At 65.3% G+C, this 17,443-nt stretch carries 19 protein-coding genes; 11 read left to right on the top strand and 8 right to left on the bottom strand.

The features are described 5' to 3' along the window. Nucleotide 1 precedes the first annotated feature (1 nt). Together CV_RS13705 and CV_RS13700 are read left to right on the top strand one after the other, a co-directional pair. A complete protein-coding gene (locus CV_RS13705; RefSeq protein ID WP_011136346.1) occupies nucleotides 2–1,321 on the top strand; it encodes an alpha/beta fold hydrolase in 1,320 nt (439 codons plus the stop codon). Then, complete coding sequence (locus CV_RS13700; RefSeq protein WP_158303322.1) at nucleotides 1,318–2,664, top strand: MFS transporter; 1,347 nt, start codon at nucleotides 1,318–1,320, stop codon at nucleotides 2,662–2,664. Before CV_RS13705 ends, CV_RS13700 begins: the two co-directional genes overlap by 4 nt. A 355-nt stretch (nucleotides 2,665–3,019) precedes the next feature. Here the strand turns inward: CV_RS13700 and CV_RS13695 are convergent, their stop codons facing one another. Together CV_RS13695 and CV_RS13690 are read right to left on the bottom strand one after the other, a co-directional pair. Continuing rightward, nucleotides 3,020–3,913, bottom strand: a complete 894-nt coding sequence (locus CV_RS13695) for a LysR family transcriptional regulator (RefSeq protein ID WP_011136344.1) — start codon at nucleotides 3,911–3,913, stop codon at nucleotides 3,020–3,022. Between the two features lie 70 nt (nucleotides 3,914–3,983). Continuing rightward, nucleotides 3,984–5,768, bottom strand: coding sequence for an aminopeptidase P family protein (locus tag CV_RS13690; RefSeq protein WP_011136343.1), 1,785 nt, complete (start codon nucleotides 5,766–5,768; stop codon nucleotides 3,984–3,986). 230 nt (nucleotides 5,769–5,998) lie between these two features. On the opposite strand from CV_RS13690, the gene CV_RS23590 reads away from it, so the two are divergent. Then, nucleotides 5,999–6,202 (top strand): hypothetical protein, encoded by a 204-nt coding sequence (locus CV_RS23590; RefSeq protein WP_147296152.1) that lies wholly within the window; start codon nucleotides 5,999–6,001, stop codon nucleotides 6,200–6,202. Nucleotides 6,203–6,216: 14 nt separating this feature from the next. Beyond that, nucleotides 6,217–6,342: a hypothetical protein gene (locus tag CV_RS24285; protein WP_254894025.1), complete on the top strand. Its 126-nt coding sequence runs from the start codon at nucleotides 6,217–6,219 to the stop codon at nucleotides 6,340–6,342. 103 nt (nucleotides 6,343–6,445) lie between these two features. Here CV_RS24285 and CV_RS13685 read toward each other — a convergent pair whose 3' ends face one another. Both CV_RS13685 and CV_RS13680 read right to left on the bottom strand, forming a co-directional pair. Next, nucleotides 6,446–6,862: a VOC family protein gene (locus CV_RS13685; RefSeq protein WP_011136342.1), complete on the bottom strand. Its 417-nt coding sequence runs from the start codon at nucleotides 6,860–6,862 to the stop codon at nucleotides 6,446–6,448. After that, complete coding sequence (locus CV_RS13680) at nucleotides 6,859–7,443, bottom strand: flavodoxin family protein (protein ID WP_011136341.1); 585 nt, start codon at nucleotides 7,441–7,443, stop codon at nucleotides 6,859–6,861. Before CV_RS13680 ends, CV_RS13685 begins: the two co-directional genes overlap by 4 nt. A 68-nt stretch (nucleotides 7,444–7,511) precedes the next feature. On the opposite strand from CV_RS13680, the gene soxR reads away from it, so the two are divergent. Beyond that, a complete protein-coding gene (soxR, locus tag CV_RS13675; protein ID WP_011136340.1) occupies nucleotides 7,512–7,958 on the top strand; it encodes a redox-sensitive transcriptional activator SoxR in 447 nt (148 codons plus the stop codon). A gap of 25 nt (nucleotides 7,959–7,983) precedes the next feature. On the opposite strand, the gene CV_RS13670 is transcribed toward soxR, so the two are convergent. Beyond that, a complete protein-coding gene (locus CV_RS13670; protein WP_011136339.1) occupies nucleotides 7,984–8,409 on the bottom strand; it encodes a GNAT family N-acetyltransferase in 426 nt (141 codons plus the stop codon). A gap of 175 nt (nucleotides 8,410–8,584) precedes the next feature. On the opposite strand from CV_RS13670, the gene CV_RS13665 reads away from it, so the two are divergent. Next, nucleotides 8,585–9,199, top strand: coding sequence for an HAD family hydrolase (locus CV_RS13665; protein WP_011136338.1), 615 nt, complete (start codon nucleotides 8,585–8,587; stop codon nucleotides 9,197–9,199). A gap of 60 nt (nucleotides 9,200–9,259) precedes the next feature. On the opposite strand, the gene CV_RS13660 is transcribed toward CV_RS13665, so the two are convergent. Then, nucleotides 9,260–10,438, bottom strand: a complete 1,179-nt coding sequence (locus CV_RS13660) for an acetyl-CoA C-acetyltransferase (protein ID WP_011136337.1) — start codon at nucleotides 10,436–10,438, stop codon at nucleotides 9,260–9,262. A 70-nt stretch (nucleotides 10,439–10,508) separates the two neighbouring features. Next, nucleotides 10,509–12,215: a PHA/PHB synthase family protein gene (locus tag CV_RS13655; protein WP_011136336.1), complete on the bottom strand. Its 1,707-nt coding sequence runs from the start codon at nucleotides 12,213–12,215 to the stop codon at nucleotides 10,509–10,511. Nucleotides 12,216–12,544: 329 nt separating this feature from the next. Here CV_RS13655 and CV_RS13650 point away from each other — a divergent pair, with 329 nt between their 5' ends. From CV_RS13650 to CV_RS13640, 3 genes are all read left to right on the top strand, one after another. Continuing rightward, nucleotides 12,545–13,195 (top strand): fumarylacetoacetate hydrolase family protein, encoded by a 651-nt coding sequence (locus CV_RS13650; RefSeq protein ID WP_011136335.1) that lies wholly within the window; start codon nucleotides 12,545–12,547, stop codon nucleotides 13,193–13,195. Further along, nucleotides 13,195–13,599: an RNA-binding S4 domain-containing protein gene (locus tag CV_RS13645; protein ID WP_011136334.1), complete on the top strand. Its 405-nt coding sequence runs from the start codon at nucleotides 13,195–13,197 to the stop codon at nucleotides 13,597–13,599. The genes CV_RS13650 and CV_RS13645 overlap by 1 nt, the downstream gene beginning before the upstream one ends. A 72-nt stretch (nucleotides 13,600–13,671) precedes the next feature. Then, nucleotides 13,672–14,832, top strand: coding sequence for an MFS transporter (locus CV_RS13640; protein WP_011136333.1), 1,161 nt, complete (start codon nucleotides 13,672–13,674; stop codon nucleotides 14,830–14,832). Here CV_RS13640 and CV_RS13635 read toward each other — a convergent pair. Then, nucleotides 14,810–15,583: a helix-turn-helix transcriptional regulator gene (locus tag CV_RS13635; RefSeq protein WP_045050808.1), complete on the bottom strand. Its 774-nt coding sequence runs from the start codon at nucleotides 15,581–15,583 to the stop codon at nucleotides 14,810–14,812. The genes CV_RS13640 and CV_RS13635 overlap by 23 nt on opposite strands. Before the next feature lie 101 nt (nucleotides 15,584–15,684). Between CV_RS13635 and leuC the strand changes: the two genes are divergently transcribed. Next, the gene (leuC, locus tag CV_RS13630) at nucleotides 15,685–17,100 is read left to right on the top strand and encodes a 3-isopropylmalate dehydratase large subunit (RefSeq protein ID WP_011136331.1); all 1,416 of its coding nucleotides are present in this window, start codon (nucleotides 15,685–15,687) and stop codon (nucleotides 17,098–17,100) included. Between the two features lie 129 nt (nucleotides 17,101–17,229). Further along, on the top strand, nucleotides 17,230–17,415 hold the full coding sequence (locus CV_RS13625; protein WP_011136330.1) for a hypothetical protein: 186 nt from the start codon (nucleotides 17,230–17,232) through the stop codon (nucleotides 17,413–17,415). The last annotated feature ends 28 nt before the right edge of the window (nucleotides 17,416–17,443 follow it).

The following is a 17,443-nucleotide window of genomic DNA, read 5'->3' as shown; positions in this document are numbered from 1 at the left end:
GATGACGGTGAAGCGATGGATGGTGCAGGATAGCGTGGGCAGCGGAGCGGCGCTGGCGAGTCTCGAAGGCGAGGAGACTGGCCGGCTTTGGCTAGCGGCCCAGCCGGAGCATGGATTCCAGACCTTGCAAGGCTTGGCTTATGCGCTGGCGCGCGAGGTGCGCCGTTTGCAGCCCGATAGCCCTTATCGGCTGGCGGGAAAAGGCGTTCTGGGCGCGCTGGCTTATGAAGTGGGCTTGCAGTTGCGAGGCATGGGGCAGACTGTAGCCTGCGTTGCGCTGGAGGGCGCGCCGGCATGGGTTCGACAGTCCGAAGCGCTGGCGGTCGAGCGGTCGCAAGCCAGTTTGCCGGCATGGTTGCGCCGCTGCCTTTCATCCTATGTCCCCGAACCGGGCGATTTTCCATTGCAGCCAACGAATATGCCGGCATCCGCCGAGGCTTTCTGGCGCGCTCTGGGCGCGCAAGCGAGCGCGCGAGTCCCTGCTCACCAGCCGCTGGTGATGCTCAGGCAGGGACGGCAATCGTTGCCGCCATTGATTTGCGTGCCGGGCGCGGGTGCCAGCGTGGTGGATTTCTTCGCGCTTTCTAGCGCGCTTGCCTATCAAGGGAGCGTGTATGGGCTGCAGCCAAGGGGGCTGGATGGCAGACAGCCTCCGCATGTGACGGTCGAGGATGCGGCGCGGTCGTATCTGGACGCGCTGCGGGCGAACGCGCCAGGGCCAGTGCATTTGCTTGGGCATTCCTTCGGCGGCTGGATCGCGCATGAGCTGGCGGCGCAATTGCAAAGCGCGGGAACCCGCGTGTTGTCGTTGACCGTGCTGGACAGCCGGGTGCCGAATGATGCGCCAGGCGAGTATGGCCAGCGCGAAGTGCTGAGCAGGCTGATTGCCTTATATCAGCAGGGTTGCGGAGAGCCGCTCAGACTCGATGCGGCGGAATTGGCGGAGCGAAGCGCGGAGGAGCAAAGAAAGGCTTTGCATGGCGAATTGCTCAGAGTCGGCATTCTGCCTTCTCGCAGCTCCCCGGATATCTTGAGCGGGGTGCTCAGAACCTTTGCTTGCGCTTTGCGAGCCGGATACCGGCCAGAGCGCTTGTATCAAGGCCCCAGCCGGCTGGTGCTGGTCAAACCGTCGGAAGCGCGTTCGTCAGAAGAGGCGACGTCGCGCGAGCAATGGATTGCGGGTTGGCGCAGATGGCTTCCCGACTTGGTGTTCTGGGAGGGGCCGGGCAATCACATCACCTTGTTGCGGTCGCCTCAGGCTGGGCACTTGGCGGCATGGTTGGACGAAATGCTGTTCGACATGAAAGCGGTGCACTCGTGAGCTTGGTGCTGAAGCGATTTCGATCCTTGGGCGCCGCGTTTGCTTGCATGTGGCTGAGCGAGATGATTACGGGCTTGGGCAGTCTATTGCTGCAATTCGCGCTAGGCGTGTGGATTTATCAAAAGACGGGCTCGGTCGAGGACTTTTCTTTTGCCTTATTGACGGGAACCTTGCCTGCGTTTTTGTTGCTGCCCATCGCCGGCGCTTGCGCGGATCTATTGGATCGAAGAAAAGTGCTGATTGCCTGCGATTTCCTACTATTGCTGCTGATTGGTGTTTTATCTTTCATGATCTGGCTGGATGCGCTGCTGGTTCCGGCTGCGATGGCGATGAATGGACTTGTCGCTTTGATCCACCTCTTCCGTAGGCCATCATACCAAGTGGCATTGAGCCGGCTGCTGCCCGTCAACCAGCTGAGCCAGGCCAATGGATTGCGGACCCTGAGCGATGGGCTGGTGCAACTCGCGGGACCGATGTTGGCCGGCGCGCTGATGTTTCAGTTCGGGCTGACGGGCATTCTGCCTTTGGAGACGCTGCTGATTGCGGCCGCGGTTTTGCTGGTGCTGCGAGCCATGCGGGGAGCGACGGAGCCGGCGGCCGCAGGCAACACGGTTGGCCGCTTGTGGCGGCACAGCCGCTCCAGTCTGAGCAAAACGATGGCCTATCTGAACGGGCAGAGAGCGATGTTCGGTTTGCTGATCTATATGCTGTTGCAGGTGGCGCTGATCACGCTGGTTTCCAGCATGCTGACGCCGCTGGTGCTGGCCCGGCACGGCAGCGACACGCTGGGGATGGTGATGGGGTGCGGCGCTTTCGGCGCGATCGGCGGCGCGATCGCGGTCACCATCTCGAATCCCAAGCGTCGGCTGATGCGCTGGATCATATTGTCGGATCTGTTGTTGGCGGTCGCGGTGGCCATGGCCGGCTTCGTGGAAAAGCCCCTGTTGTGGGCGCTGGCCGCCATGGCGGCGATGGCATGCGGCAGCGTGTCCAACAGCTGCACTTTGAGCCTTTGGATGCGCAAGACGCCGCTGGACTGGCGGGGCAGCTTGTTCAGCCTGTTGGCTTCGATCAACCTCGCCGCGGTTTCTGCGATGCTGCTGGCGGGTGGCGTACTGGTGGAGAGAGTGCTCGCGCCTGCGATGATGCCTGGCGGCGGCTTGGCGGATCTGCTCGGAGGCTGGTTGGGGATTGGACAAGGACGAGGCGTAGCCTTGCTCTTTGTGTTGTGCGGCATCGGCAGTTTGGCGATCTCGGTGTTTGCCCTGCTGGGCACCAATCTGGCTCAACTTGACGATATGGTCGAAGACGCGCCAATAGGCCTGAGCGAGTCAGTGGCCTGAGCAGGCCTGCTGACGGGCTGGCGCCGACGGTGAGCGGTCGAGCCTGTCCCGCTGCAAACGGCCAGCGCGCTGCCCGCATGAGCGAAGGCCATGCTTTGGCGCGCATGGGGCAATCTCTTTGCACGCCGGCTGCGTGACGCTGAGACAGACGCCGCGCATCGCGCGGCAAGTCGGCGGACCGGCGTTCCGCGGCACTTGAAATGGCCGACGAGGGAGGTGTCGGGAATGCTGTGTGCTGAGGTCGGTTGAGAGCGGCCCACCAAACCCCTGATGCTGCGCTGGCTTGCCGTACTGCTTGTACTGTCTGCGTCGGCGCGCCTTGTCTCTGCCGTAAAATTGAGTGTTGTTAGCCACTCTAGGCGGCGAACTGATCCAGCAGGAAATCTATCAGCCGCCGTATCCGCGCCGGCTGCAGCCGGTGGCCGGGGTAGAGCAGGTGCAGCGGCGCGGGCTCGATGAAGTAGTCGTCCAGCACCGTCGTCAGCCTGCCGGCGGCGAGGTCGTCGGCGATGTCCAGCCGCGACTTGTAGGCGAAGCCGTGACCCTGCACCGCCCAGCGGCGCAGCACCTCTCCGTCATTGCTCTGGCGCACGCGCTCCAGCCGCAGCGAGCGGATTTCCCCCTTGTCCCGGTAACGCCATTCATTCATCGGGCCATGGCCGGTGGTCAGCGTCAGCGTGGGCAGGCCGGCGAGGTCTTGGGGATGCGATGGTTGGCCCAGCTTTTCCAGCAGCGACGGCGCGGCGCAGACCACGCGGCGGCTGGCGGCCAGCTGGCGCGCCACCAGGCTGCTGTCGGCCGGCTGGCCGTAGCGGATGGCGAGGTCGATGTCGTCGCCGATCAGGTCGGCCGGAGTGTCGCTGAGCGACAGCGAGAAGTGCACGGCGGGATGCTCGGCGCCGAAACGGTCCAGGCAATCCAGCAGCCGGTTGCGGCCCAGATCGGACGGCGCGGACAGGCGGATCACGCCGCTCAATTCCTGTTGCGCCTGCTGCAGCCGGTGTTCGCCTTCCTCCAGCAATTCCAGCGCCTGCCGGCAGTAGGCGAGATAGGTCTCCCCGGCCTCGGTCAGGCGCAGGCGGCGGGTGGTGCGCTGGAACAGGCGGGCGTTCAAGGCCGCCTCCATGCGCTGGATGCAGGCGCTGGCGGCGGCGGGGGACAGGCCGTGCTTGCGGCCGGCGGCGGAAAAGCTGCCAAGCTGGGAGGCGTCCTGAAACAGGCGCAGGTCGGCCAGACGGTCGAACGGCATCGGTCATTCCTTGCAAAACGAAACAGGCCATGCCGCAGCGGCATGGCCTGTCGACGGGTATCGCCTGAGTTTACAGCGTTTCGGTGTTGGCCAGCAGCCAGTCGCGCGCCGCGCCGTCCACCAGCGGCAGCAGCCGCGCGCGCACCTCGGCGTGATAGCCGTTCAGCCAGGCGATTTCCGGCTGGGTGAGCAGGGAGAGGTCGATGCAGCGCCGGTCTATCGGACACAGCGTCAGCGTCTCGAACTTCAGGAAGTCGCCGAACTGGTTCCGTTCCGAGGCCACGTTCAGCACCAGGTTCTCGATGCGCACGCCCCATTGGCCGGCGCGGTACACGCCCGGCTCGATCGAGGTGATCATGCCTTCCTGCATCGCCATGTGCGGCTCCGGCACCGCGCGCGAGATGCTTTGCGGGCCTTCGTGCACATTGAGGAAATAGCCGACGCCGTGGCCGGTGCCGTGGCCGAAATCGATGTCGTGCTGCCACAAGGGCGCGCGGGCCAGCGCGTCCAGCATCGGCGACAGCGTGCCGCGCGGGAAATGGGCCATCGACAGTGCCATCGTGCCCTTCAGCACCAGGGTGAAGTCGCGCTTCTGAGCGGCGCTGGGCGTGCCGACGGCCACCACGCGGGTGATGTCGGTGGTGCCGCCCAGGTATTGGCCGCCGGAGTCGATCAGCAGCAGGCCATCGCCCTGGATCTCGCTGTGCGCTTCCGGAGTGGCGTGATAGTGCGGCAGCGCGCCGTTGGCGTTGAAGCCGGCGATGGTGCCGAAGCTGGGCGAGACGAAGCCGGGGCGGCGCGCGCGGGCGGCGGTGATCTCGTCGTCTATGGTCAATTCGGTGATGCGGGCGCGGTTGACGTTGGCCTCGAACCAGGCGAAGAACTCGGCCAGCGCGGCGCCGTCCTGTTCCATCGCGCGGCGCACGTGCTCGGCCTCGGCCGCGCTCTTGCGCGACTTCATCAGCGTGCTGGGATTGATCGCCTCGATCACTCGCACGCGGTCGGCCACCGCCCGGCGCAGGCCCAGCGTGACGCGGCGCGGGTCGATCAGCAGCGCGCCGCCGGGCAGCGCCGACAGCGCAGGTTTGGCGGCCGCGTAATCCGCGATCCGGACGCCGTCGGCGGCCAGCTGGGCGGCGAGGGCGGCGTCTATCTTGCCCGGCGCGACGAACAGCGTGGCGTTGTCTGTCTCGATCAAGGCGTGGGCGATGAATACCGGGTTGTAGCTGACGTCGGCGCCGCGCAGATTGAACAGCCAGGCGATGTCGTCCAGCGTGGAGATGAAGTGGCGGTCCGCGCCGGCCTCGCGCATCGCTTCGCGCACGCGGGCGAGCTTGGCGGCGCGGCTTTCCGGCGCGTAGTCGCCGTCATGCTGGTAGACGGCGGCGGCGGGCAGCGCCGGCCGGCCGGCATAGACCGCGTCTATCAGATCCAGATCGGCGCGCACGATGACGCCGCGCGGCTCCAGCGCCGCTTGCAAGGCCTTGGCGGCGGCCAGGCCCAGCACGTCGCCGTCCACCGCCAGCGTCTGGCCGGTTCGCAGATTGTCGGCCAGCCATTGCAGGTGCAGGCTGCTGGCGGCGGTGTCTATCTTCATCAGCTGGATGCCAGTGCCGGCCAGTTCCTGCTCGGCCTGAACCCAGTAGCGGCTGTCGGCCCACAGGCCGGCGAAGTCGGCGCCGACGATCAGCGTGCCCATCGATCCGGTGAAACCCGACAGCCACTGGCGCGCCTGCCAGCGCTGGGGCAGGTATTCGGAAATGTGCGGGTCGGACGAGGGCACCAGACAGGCGTCGGCGCCGGCGTTCTTCATCGCGGCGCGCAGCGAGGCGATGCGTTGCGGAATGGTGTCCAGTTGCGGGGTTGCTACGGTGTTCATGCCGGCTCCGGTTGGGTGTTTGCATGCATTCTGTAAGCAAAGGAAAAGCCGCGCAAGTGGATGAGCGCGGCTCATGGCTGGCATGCGGGCCCGCAGCCGGGGCCGCGGGCTGGGGAAATGGAGGTCAGCGGTGCTTGACGCGGCGGTGGCCGGGGCGGCCGGCGACATTGCACAGCTGGATCAGGGTGGACAGAAAATGCTTCATCATGGATTCCTTTGTCGTTTTCGCTCTCTGCCTGGCAAGAAAATCGGCTCGCTTTGGCTGGAATGGAAATGATAATGGCATTCCGCGTTTTGGCAAGAAATTTGATGGCGCGCCGGATGTTGCGCGCATTTTTGTTGCGTTTCCGGCATTCCCGTCGATTCCTACTATACTGAGGCCGGTGTCGGTCATGCCGACGCTCGACTAAATCAGGAGCGAATCATGAGCAAATCCAGACACAGCAGCAAAGAAGCCAAGAAGCAGCCGTTGATGACGCCGAAGGAGAAACGGGCGGCCAAGCACCAGAAGAAGCATGCGCCGGACGCTCCCGTCATCGTTCCTCACTAGGCGTCTTTCTCATTGACGCCACGCCGGCCCACGGGGCCGGAACGGCCGGCCATCTGACCGGCGAAACGGATAAACCTCCTGCCTTCCGCGACAGGAGGTTTTTTCATGGCCGGATGGCTTCGCCGGACAGGCGTGCCGCCAGCTCGGCGTAATCGTAGCTGGTGATCTCGTAGCCATTGCCGTCGGGGTCGGAAAAATACATCGACCAGGATGCTTCGTGATCCACCGCTTCCGGCGGCTCGCCCAGCTCCTGCCGCAGATGGGCGCGCCATTGCAGGAAGCCCTCCGCATCGACGCCCAGCGCGATCACGGATCCCGGCGCGACATCGGGGCGCTCGAACAACGCCAGCTTGAGCGTGCCGGCCGCGTTGGCGACAGTCAGCGGGCCGCGTCCCGGGCTCCAGAACTCCAGCTCCGGCACGCGGGACAGGCCCAGCACGCGGCGGTACCAGGACTCGGCGGCGGCGCGGTCGCGCGCGTAGACGTGGATGTGGTCTATGCCATGGATGCAGGGTGTCATGTCTGTGGCTCCTCGGTAAGGGCGCTGACGCGCATGCGTTGGGCCAGCCGGGCGACGCGCCGGCCAAGATAGCGGGCGGTGGCCAGATCGGAGGGGTGCAATTTGCCGTCCGGGCTGTGCGCGGTGGCGCCGAGTTGGCAACCCAGACGGTTGAGTCCCTCCGGGCTGTAGCCGGCGGCGATGTCCAGTCCGCACCACAGCATGCCGTGTTGGGCGGCCAGCGTGGCGAAGCAGGCCAGCGTGCATTGCTGGTCGCCGTTCAGGTTGCCGCCTATGGTGAAGCCGGCGGCGATCTTGTCCGCCCAGGCCTGGCGGCACCAGCCGGCGCTGCTGGCGTCGGCGAAGGCCTTGAACTGCGCGGCTGGGCCGCCCATGAAGGTGGGGCTGCCGAAGATGATGGCGCTGGCGTCCTGAAGCTCGTCGGCGAAGGCCTGGATCGGGTAGCGGCCATGCCGGATGTGTTGGGGCAGGATGCGCAGCAGGCGGGCGGGGCCGTATTCGGAAGCGCCGTCCCGGATGGCCTCGGCCAACTGGTGGGTGCTTTCGCCGCTGGAATAATAGACGATCTGGATATGGCTCATGTCGTTCGCGTGATCAATGGCGGTGATGCTAGTATCAAAGTTCAAGTTAACTTGAAGTCAATGCGGAAATGGAAGAAAGCACCATCACCATAGGCCGACTGGCCAAGCGGACCGGGGTGGCGGCCAGCGCCTTGCGCTTTTACGAGGCGCGGGGCCTGATCCACAGTGTGGGCGAGGCGGGCAAGACCCGGCGCTACCGGCGCGACGCGATCCGCCGGGTGTCCTTCATCCGCGTCGCCCAGGCGATGGGCATGAGCCTGCAGGACATCGGCGCGGCGCTGGCCGACCTGCCTTCGCAGCGCACGCCGACGGCCGACGACTGGGCGCGGATCTCGCAGGCCTGGAAGCCGCTGCTGCAGGAACGGATAGACGCGCTGTGCCGGCTGCGCGACCAGCTGGACAGCTGCATAGGCTGCGGCTGCTTGTCGCTGGAGCGCTGCAAGCTGTACAACCCGGACGACAAGGCGGGCGAGCAGGGCTGCGGACCGCGTTTTCTGCTGGATGAAAAAGCCTGAGCCGCGTGGCGGCGTCCGCTTGGGTTTACAGCGCCTTGCGCAGGAAAATCCGACTGGCGCCCGGCGGATCGCAGGGGATCTCCCCGAAAACCTGCCAGCCGTGCCGCTGGTAGAAGCCCGGGGCTTGGAAGCTGATGGTGTACAGCACGGCATGGCGGCAACCGCGTCGCCGGCCTTCGTCTTCGAACGCTTGCAGAATGCGGCTGCCCAGTCCCTGTCCGCGCAGCGGTTCGGGCAGGTGGAACAGTTCCAGAAACAACAGGCCCAGCGAGCTGCGGCCATAGGCGCCGCCCAATGTCTCGCCGGTGGCGGGGTCGCGCGCCAGCACCGCCAGCGGCTGGCGGTCGGCATAGCCGGTGTGTTGGTCGTTGTACTGGTTCAGGCCGGCAGCGATCGTTTTCTCCGCTTCCGGAGCGGCTTGATCGCATATGAAAAGTTCGGGTGTCTGCATCGAGAGTGTGATTGCCTTGTTATTGCAATGACATTTTGTCTGCTTGACGGAATGTAAGCAATCGAGGAAAAGGGAATGAGTGTCAGGATGCGGAGCCTTCGCGGCGGCGAGGCGTTCTTGACCGGGCGCGAACGCGCAATGCTTGATGGGCGATGTTTTGCAAGGATGTTATTTAATGGATGCTGTGTTCTTCGATTTCGATGGCGTGTTGACCACCGATAAATACGGTTCCGACACCACCAATCGTTATCTGGGCGAAGCCACCGGGCTTGGATTTGATAGGATCGACCAAGCGCTGGAGCGTTACAACGACGACTTGTTGCTGGGCAGGCTGGGGCACCCTGATGTCTGGTCTGCGCTATGCTGCGAATTGGGTCTGGAAATGGATTACAACTTGCTTGATGCGGCTTTCCGCAGCACGCCGATGAACGAAGGGGTACTGGCGCTGGCGAGAAGGCTGCAGGGGCGTTTCCGGCTGGGCATTATTACGGACAATAAATCGGACCGAATGGACTGTTTGCGCGCGATGCACGAACTGGACGCGTTGTTCGATCCCATCGTGGTATCGGCTGCGGTGGGTGCGAACAAGTCTGGAGGGGAAATTTTCCAACATGCGTTGGCGTTGTGCGGGCTGCGGCCGGAGCGGAGCCTGTTCATCGATAACAGCCGGCGCAATCTGGAAGTGGCGGCGGGCTTGGGGATGGCGACGCTCTTCCACGACGATGTCCGCAACGACGTGCTTGCGCTGCGCCAAGCGCTTGAGCGCATATTGGGCATCAGCCTGGCCTAAACGATTGGGCAAAACAAAACCCGCCGGATTCGGCGGGTTTCGTACTTGCGAAGCGGGCGTTTACGGACGCTCGACCGCCAGCGCCACGCCCATGCCGCCGCCGATGCACAGCGTGGCCAGGCCCTTCTTGGCGCCGCGGCGCTGCATTTCGTGCAGCAGGGTCACCAGCACGCGGCAGCCGGAGGCGCCGATCGGGTGGCCCAGCGCGATGGCGCCGCCGTTGACGTTGACCTTGTCCGAGCCCCAGCCCAGCTCCTTGGCCACGCCCAGCGCCTGAGCGGCGAAGGCCTCGTTGGCCTCCACCAGGTCCAGGTCTTCCACCGTCCAGCCGGCCTTGGACAGCGCCTTGCGGGTGGCGGATACCGGGCCGATGCCCATGATTTCCGGCTCGCAGCCGGTCAGCGCGTAGCCCTTGATGATGGCCAGCGGCTTCAGGCCCAGCTGATCGGCCTTTTGCGTGGACATCAGCAGCACAGCGGCGGCGCCGTCGTTGATGCCGGAGGCGTTGCCGGCGGTGACCGTGCCGTCCTTCTTGAAGGCCGGGCGCAGCTTGGCCAGGCCGTCGGCGCTGGCGTCGTGCTTGATGAACTCGTCGGCGTCGAAGGCCAGCGGATCGCCCTTGCGCTGCGGCACCAGCACCGGAACGATCTCGTCCCGGAATTTGCCGGCCTTCTGGGCGGCGGCGGCGCGCTGCTGCGACTGCAGCGAGAAGGCGTCCTGCTCTTCGCGGCCGATGCCGTATTTGGCCGCCACGTTCTCAGCGGTGATGCCCATGTGGTAGGCGTTGTAGGCGTCGGTCAGGCCGTCGTTGACCATGGTGTCCACCAGTTGGGCGTTGCCCATGCGGAAACCGTCGCGCGAGCCCGGCAGGATGTGCGGGGACAGCGACATGCTTTCCTGGCCGCCGGCGATGACGATGTCGGCGTCGCCGGCCAGGATGGCCTGGGCCGCCAGATGCACGGCGCGCAGGCCGGAGCCGCACACCACGTTCAGCGTGGTGGCCGGAGTGGTGACCGGCAGGCCGGCCTTGATCAGCGCCTGGCGGGCCGGGTTCTGGCCGCTGCCGGCGGTCAGCACCTGGCCCAGGATCACTTCGCTGACGTCTTCCGGTTTGACGCCGGTCTTCTCCAGCAACGCCTTGATCACAGTGGCGCCCAGCTCCGGCGCCGGAATCTTGGCCAAGCCGCCGCCGAAGCTGCCGATGGCGGTGCGCTGCGCGGCTACGATTGCTACTTCCATGTCTTTCTCCTTTTGTTGCGGCCCTCGTCGGGAGCGGATCATGCCGCTCCGGGGCGTTCGAATAGGGTTGTCATTGCAGGCTGGCGGCGACGGACGGCATGGCCTTGGCCAGCACATAACTGCCCGGCGCCGCCAGCAGCGGCGGGAATTCCTTGTTGCCCAGGCTTTTGGGCGCGGCCACTTGCTTGCCGGACTGCGGCGCCAGCCAGGCGTCCCAGTCCTTCCACCAGCTGCCGGGGCGGCTTTCCGCGCTTTCCAGCCATTCCTCGGCGTGCAGCGGCAGCGTGTCGTTGGCCCAGTAGTTGCGCTTGTCCTTGGTGACCGGGTTGATCGAGCCGGCGATGTGGCCGGACGCGCCCAGCACGAAGCGGCGGCTGGGCGCGCCCTGCAGGTATTTCAGGCCGGAGAAGGCGGAGCTCCACAGCACGATGTGGTCGTCGCGCGCGGCGAACATGTAGACCGGCACGTCGATCTTGGCGATGTCGATCGGCACGCCGCACAGCGTGATCGCGCCCGGACGCACCAGCGCGTTGTTCATGTAGAACTGGCGCAGCAGGAAGGTGTGCATCGGCAGCGGCAGATCCACCGCGTCGTTGTTCCAGAACAGCAGGTCGAACGGCGCCGGGGTCTTGCCCAGCAGGTAGTTGTTGACCACGTAGTTCCACACCAGGTCGTTGGCGCGCAGGCTGGCGAAGGTGCGGCCGATTTCCTTGCCGCTGATGATGCCGCCGCTGGCCATCTTGGCTTCGCGGCCGGCCACCACGCTCTCGTCGATGAAGAAGGAGATCTCGCCCGGTTCGGCGTGGTCGATCAGCGAGGTCATGAAGGTGGCGGAGTCGAAGTATTTCAGCCCCTTGGCCTGAGCCACGCACAGCGCGGTGGTGAGGATGACGCCGCCGACGCAGAAGCCCAGCACGTTCATCGTCGGCTGCTTGGTGATTTTCTGCACCGCTTCCGCCGCGGCGAACACGCCTTTCTCGATATAGGTTTCCCAGGTGAAGTGCTTCATCTCGGCGACCGCGGAGCGCCAGCTGATCAGGAACACGCGGTAACCCTGGGCGACGAAGTGGCGCACCATGGAGTTGTCCGGCTGCAGGTCCATCAGGTAGTACTTGTTGATGCAGGGCGGCACGAACAGCAGCGGCTTCTCGTAGACCTTGTCGGTGGTCGGCGTGTACTGGATCAGCTCGATCAGTTCGTTGCGGAACACCACCTGGCCCGGGGTGACCACCAGGTTCTTGCCGATCTCGAACTTGCTCTCGTCCGACATCGAGATGTGGCCCTTCTGGAAGTCGTCCAGCATGTTCTTCATGCCCTCGACCAGGCTTTCGCCCTTGGTCTCGATCGCGCGCTTGACCACGTCGGGGTTGGTCAGCATGAAGTTGCTGGGGGACATCGCGTCCAGGTACTGGCGGGTGGCGAAAGCCAGCTTGTCCTTGGCGTCCTCGTCGAGCTGGGTCTTGTCCACCAGCTCCATCATCCACTTGGAGGTCTGCAGATAGCTCTGCTTGAGGAAGTTGTAGAACGGGTGCTCGTTCCATTCCGGCGACGCGAAGCGGCGGTCGGCCGGCTTGGCGCCCGCTTCGGCGGCGGCTTCCTGGCCGGCGGCCTGGCCGAGGAATTGCGACCACAGATTGAGCTGCTGCTGGTAAAGCGAGGACTGGAGAGCGAACAGCTGGTTGGTCTGGTTCATCAGCTGCGCCCAGGCGCCGGCGAAGGGATGGGCTGCGCCGTCGGGGGCTGGAGGCTGCGACAGCGAGTTGACGAACTGCTGCATCCATTGCTGGTTGGCCTCGGAGAGGCTGGCGAAGAAACCTTCCAGCGCGGCGGTACTATTCTGGGACAAGATGAATCTCCTGAAACGTGCAAATCGTTGTCGAAGCCTGTCTGAATGCCTGGACTGCATGGTCAAGCGGATGTACCTGCGACTGTAACAGGGTTGCATGACATTTTCACGCCGTCCGGCGGCGAAATCCGCCATAAGGCGGGCATGGGCCGAAGTTTGTTGCTGCAACGCACAAACTGTAATAGGGCGCGCGCGGCTTGCCGGTATGGATTCGGCATCGCTTGTGGGATAATCGACTCCGGAATTCAGGGAGAATTGCAATGTCGAGTGTAAAACTTGGCTTACATGCCATCCGCGTCGGCAATATTTTCTGCATAGGCCGCAATTACGCGGCGCATGCCGCCGAGCTGGGCAACAAGGTGGAGGACGAGCCGCTGGTATTCCTGAAGCCCACCTCGGCGTTGCTGGACGAGTCCTCGCCGATACGGCTTCCGGAATATTCCGGCGACGTGCACCACGAGTGCGAGCTGGTGGCGCTGATAGGCAAGGGCGGCGACGACATTCCGCCGGAGAAGGCGCTGGATCATGTGGCCGGTTATGGAATAGGGCTGGATCTGACCGCGCGCGACGCGCAGGCGGAGGCCAAGCGCAAAGGCCAGCCGTGGACCAAGGCCAAGGGCTTCCGCGGCGCGGCCTGCGTGTCGACGCTGGTGCCGGCGGCCAGGGTGGAGGATCCGCAGCGGCTGAAGTTCGAGCTGCGCGTCAACGGCCAGCTGCGCCAGCGCGGCGACGCCGGCCTGATGCTGTTCACGCTGGCCGAGCAGATCAGCTACCTGTCCAGGCTGTACGGCCTGTCCGACGGCGATCTGATCTTCACCGGCACGCCCGAAGGCGTGGCGCGCATCGAATCCGGCGACCAGCTGGACCTCAGCCTGCACGGGCAAGTGTCGGCGCATTGGAAGGTGGCATGATGGCAAGGCAGGAAGAGCGGGACGACGACAAGGTGCGTCTGGACAAGTGGCTGTGGGCGGCGCGCTTCTTCAAGACGCGCCAGCTGGCGCACGAGGCGCTGGAACTGGGCCGGGTGCTGGTCAACGGCGAGCGGGTGAAGGCCTCGCGCGTGGTGAAGGAGGGCGACAGGCTGTTCCTGAGGCTCAACCAGCTGGAGTACGACGTGGAGGTGCTGCAGTTGGCCACCCAGCGCCGGCCGGCCAAGGAAGCCGCGCTGATGTACCGCGAGGACGCCGCGTCCATCGCCGCCCGCGAGGAGCGGACGCTGCTGCTGAAGGCCGAGCGCGCCAGCTTCCCGCATGGCGACGGCCGGCCCACCAAGAAGGCGCGCCGGGAAATTTCCCGCTTCAAATCGTCGTTTTAGCCGTTGCCGGGCGGCGCCGGTCCGGTTCTGGCACCGGGCAGCGCCAGGCGTCAAACCATCAGAAAGATGAGCATGCAGTCGCTGTTGCCGTTCGCTTCGTTCTACTTCACCTATTTCACCTTCCAGGGCATGTTCAGCCCGTTCTGGGGCCTGTACCTGCAGTCGCTGTCGTTCAGCGCCTGGCAGATCTCGGTGCTGATGGCGCTGTCCACGCTGGCGCGCATCGTCGCGCCGGGTTTCTGGGGCTGGCTGGCCGACCGCAGTGGCCGGCGCCGCAACATCATCGTCACCACCTCCATCCTGTCCGCCGCCAGCTTCTGCCTGGTAGGACTGCACAATGGCTTCTGGTGGATCTTCGTCAGCCTGGCGGTGTCGCATTTCTTCTGGGCCGCCGCCTTGCCCTTGGTGGAGGCCAGCACCGCCTACCTGACGCGCGACAATCCCGGCCGCTACAGCCGGGTGCGGGTATGGGGATCGATAGGCTTCGTCTGCCTGGCGATGACGGGCGGCTATCTGCTGGACTGGCTGGGCATCGCGGCGACGCCGTGGATCGTTTCGGCGCTGTTGGCCGGCGTGGCGCTGGCCGCGTTCAAGGTGCCGGAGGTGGTGCCGCAGGGCAAGCCCAAGCCGGCCGGGCCGATCTGGGACACGCTGAAGAAGCCGGCGGTGATGGCGCTGTTCGCCTGTTGTTTCCTGCAGGCCTTCGCGCATGGTCCGTATTACACCTTCTATTCGCTGGGCCTGAAGGCTTTCGGCTACGACAAGGCGGCGGTCGGCGTGCTATGGGCGCTGGGGGTGGTGTTCGAGGTGGGCGTCTTCATGCTGATGCCGCGCATCATGCGCCGCTTCGGGTTGGAGGCGCTGATGCTGGCCTCCCTGCTGGCGGCGGTGCTGCGCTTCGGCCTGATTGCCGCCTGCCTGGCCTCGCCGGCGGTGGCGGCCTTCGCCCAGGCCCTGCACGCGCTCACTTATGCCTTGCACCACGCGTCGGCCATCGGCCTGATCAACCGCATGTTCGCCGAGCAGCACCACGGCCGCGCGCAGGGCTTGTACATCGTGGCGTCCTTCGGCGTCGGCGGCAGCGGCGGCGGGTTGATCGGCGGGCTGGTGTGGCCGCATGGAGGTGTGCTGCCGACTTTCGCGATGTCGGCGGCGGCGGCGCTGATCGGCGTGCTGGTCTGCCTGCGCTGGCTGAAGCCTGCGGGCAGGCTCAGAGCAGCATCACCAGCTTGAATTCCGGCGCGCTGGCCGGCCGCAGCGTGATCTGCCGCTTCTGCAGGCGGCCGAGCAGCGGATGGTGGAAGCCGCGTTCGCCGCCTTCGCGCTCCAGCACGTCTTGCTGCTGCCACAGGCGATCGAAATCCGGGCTTTCGCGGCGCAGCCGCTCCAGCATGCCGGCGGTTTCGGCGTCGTCCAGCTGCTGGCCCAGGTCGGCCCGCAATTCGGCGACCACGCGGCGGGCGCGTTCCGGCCAGTTGTCGATGAAGCCGCGGGATTCCGGCATCAGGAAAATGAAGTCCAGCTGATCTCGGCTGGCGTCCGGCCGGCCCAGCCAGTCGCAGAACAGTTCTTCGGCCGCCCGGTTCCAGGCCACCGCGCGCCAGAGCCGGTCCAGCACATAGGCCGGCATGTCGATGCGCGGCAACATCTCTTCCAATATCTCCCGCGCCTGCGGATTGGCGTCCGCGCGCTTTTCCTGCGGATTCTTCAAGCCAGCCAGATCGAACAGGTAGTCGGTTTCCGCGCCGGATAGCTGCAATGCCGCCGCGAGGCGGCTCAGCGTCTGCGCCGACACCGATTCGCTGCGGCCCTGTTCCAGCCAGGTCAGCCAGGTGGCGCTGATGCCGGCCAACTGCGCCACTTCCTCCCGGCGCAGTCCCTTGGCGCGGCGGCGCAGTCCGGCGGGCAGGCCGGCCTGCTGCGGCGTCAGCTTTTCGCGGTGGGCGCGCAGGAAGGCGCCCAGCGGGGTCGAAACGGCATCCATAGGCTTATCCTGTTGGTTTTTATACCAGTATAACTGCTTATCTTGTAACAGGATCAAAGCTGTTCGAATATGCAGTCAACGACGACCCGAGGAACCGCAACATGACCGCGCAAACCTTGTACGACAAACTCTGGAACAGCCACGTGGTGCGCGAGGAGGCCGACGGCACCGCGCTGCTGTACATCGATCGCCACCTGGTGCACGAAGTGACCAGCCCGCAGGCCTTCGAGGGCCTGAAGCTGGCCGGCCGCAGGCTGTGGCGCGTGGATTCGGTGGTATCCACCGCCGACCACAATACGCCTACCGACCACTGGGACCAGGGCATCCAGGACCCGATCTCGCGCCAGCAGGTGGAAACGCTGGACGCCAACATCAAGGCCTTCGGCGCGCTGGCTTATTTCCCGTTCAAGGACAAGGGGCAGGGCATCGTCCACGTGATGGGTCCGGAGCAGGGCGCCACGCTGCCGGGCATGACCGTGGTGTGCGGCGACAGCCACACCTCCACTCACGGCGCTTTCGGCGCGCTGGCGCATGGCATCGGCACCTCTGAGGTGGAGCACGTGATGGCCACTCAGTGCCTGGTGGCCAAGAAGTCGAAGAACATGCTGGTGCGGGTGGACGGCCGGCTGGGCGCCGGCATCACCGCCAAGGACGTGGCGCTGGCCATCATCGGCAAGATCGGCACCGCCGGCGGCACCGGCTACGCGATCGAGTTTGGCGGCGAGGCGATCCGCGGGCTTTCCATGGAAGGCCGGATGACCTTGTGCAATATGGCGATCGAAGGCGGCGCCCGTTCCGGCATGGTGGCGGTGGACGACAAGACCATCGAATATGTCAAAGGACGGCCGTTCGCGCCCAAGGGCGAGCAGTGGAACCAGGCGGTTGCCTACTGGAATACCCTGCATTCCGATGACGGCGCGCATTTCGACCAAGTGGTGGCGCTGGATGCCGCCGACATCCAGCCGCAGGTCACCTGGGGCACGTCGCCGGAAATGGTGGCGGAGGTGGGCGGCAAGGTGCCGAACCCGGCCAATGAAAGCGATCCGGTCAAGAAGGCCGGCATCGAGCGCGCGCTGGCCTACATGGGCCTGGAAGCGGATACGCCGATAGAGCAGATCCCGGTGGACGTGGTGTTCATCGGCTCCTGTACCAACAGCCGCATCGAGGATCTGCGCGAGGCCGCCGCGGTGGCCAAGGGCCGCAGCAAGGCCGGCAACGTCAAGCAGGTGCTGGTGGTGCCGGGCTCCGGTCTGGTCAAAGCGCAGGCCGAGGCCGAAGGGCTGGACAAGATCTTCGTCGCCGCCGGTTTCGAGTGGCGCGAGCCGGGGTGTTCGATGTGTTTGGCGATGAACGCCGACAGGCTGTTGCCCGGCGAGCGCTGCGCCTCGACTTCCAACCGAAATTTCGAAGGCCGGCAGGGCCAGGGCGGACGCACCCACCTGGTCAGTCCTGCGATGGCCGCCGCCGCCGCGGTGGCGGGCCGCTTTGTCGATGTGCGCCGCTTGGCGGCGGGCTAGGCTGCGTCGGCGGGGAGCAAAAAACTGCGGCGCGTGTCAGACAGGCATGGAAGGTTGCCCGGCGATTTCGCTAGAATGCCTGCTTATCTTGTCTGACAGCCCGGCTGTCCCCAAAGGAGCGGAAATATCATGAAAAAAACGATGGTTTGTCTGAGCCTGGCCCTGCTGCTGGCTGGCTGCAACACCGTGCAAGGCATCAAGGCCGACGCCAAGGAAGGCGGGCAGGCGGTGGGCCACGGTTTGCAGAAGGCGGGACAGGCGGTCGGCAACGCGGTGGAGAAGAGCGGCGAAGCGATCAAGCGCACCGCCGAGTGATCCCCGCGCCATCCTGAACAGGGAGCGC

It is taken from the genome of Chromobacterium violaceum ATCC 12472 (assembly GCF_000007705.1).
GTDB classification, from domain to species: Bacteria; Pseudomonadota; Gammaproteobacteria; order Burkholderiales; family Chromobacteriaceae; genus Chromobacterium; species Chromobacterium violaceum.
Note: the sequence above shows the minus strand (reverse complement) of the source record. Positions and strands in the feature narration are given on the sequence as shown.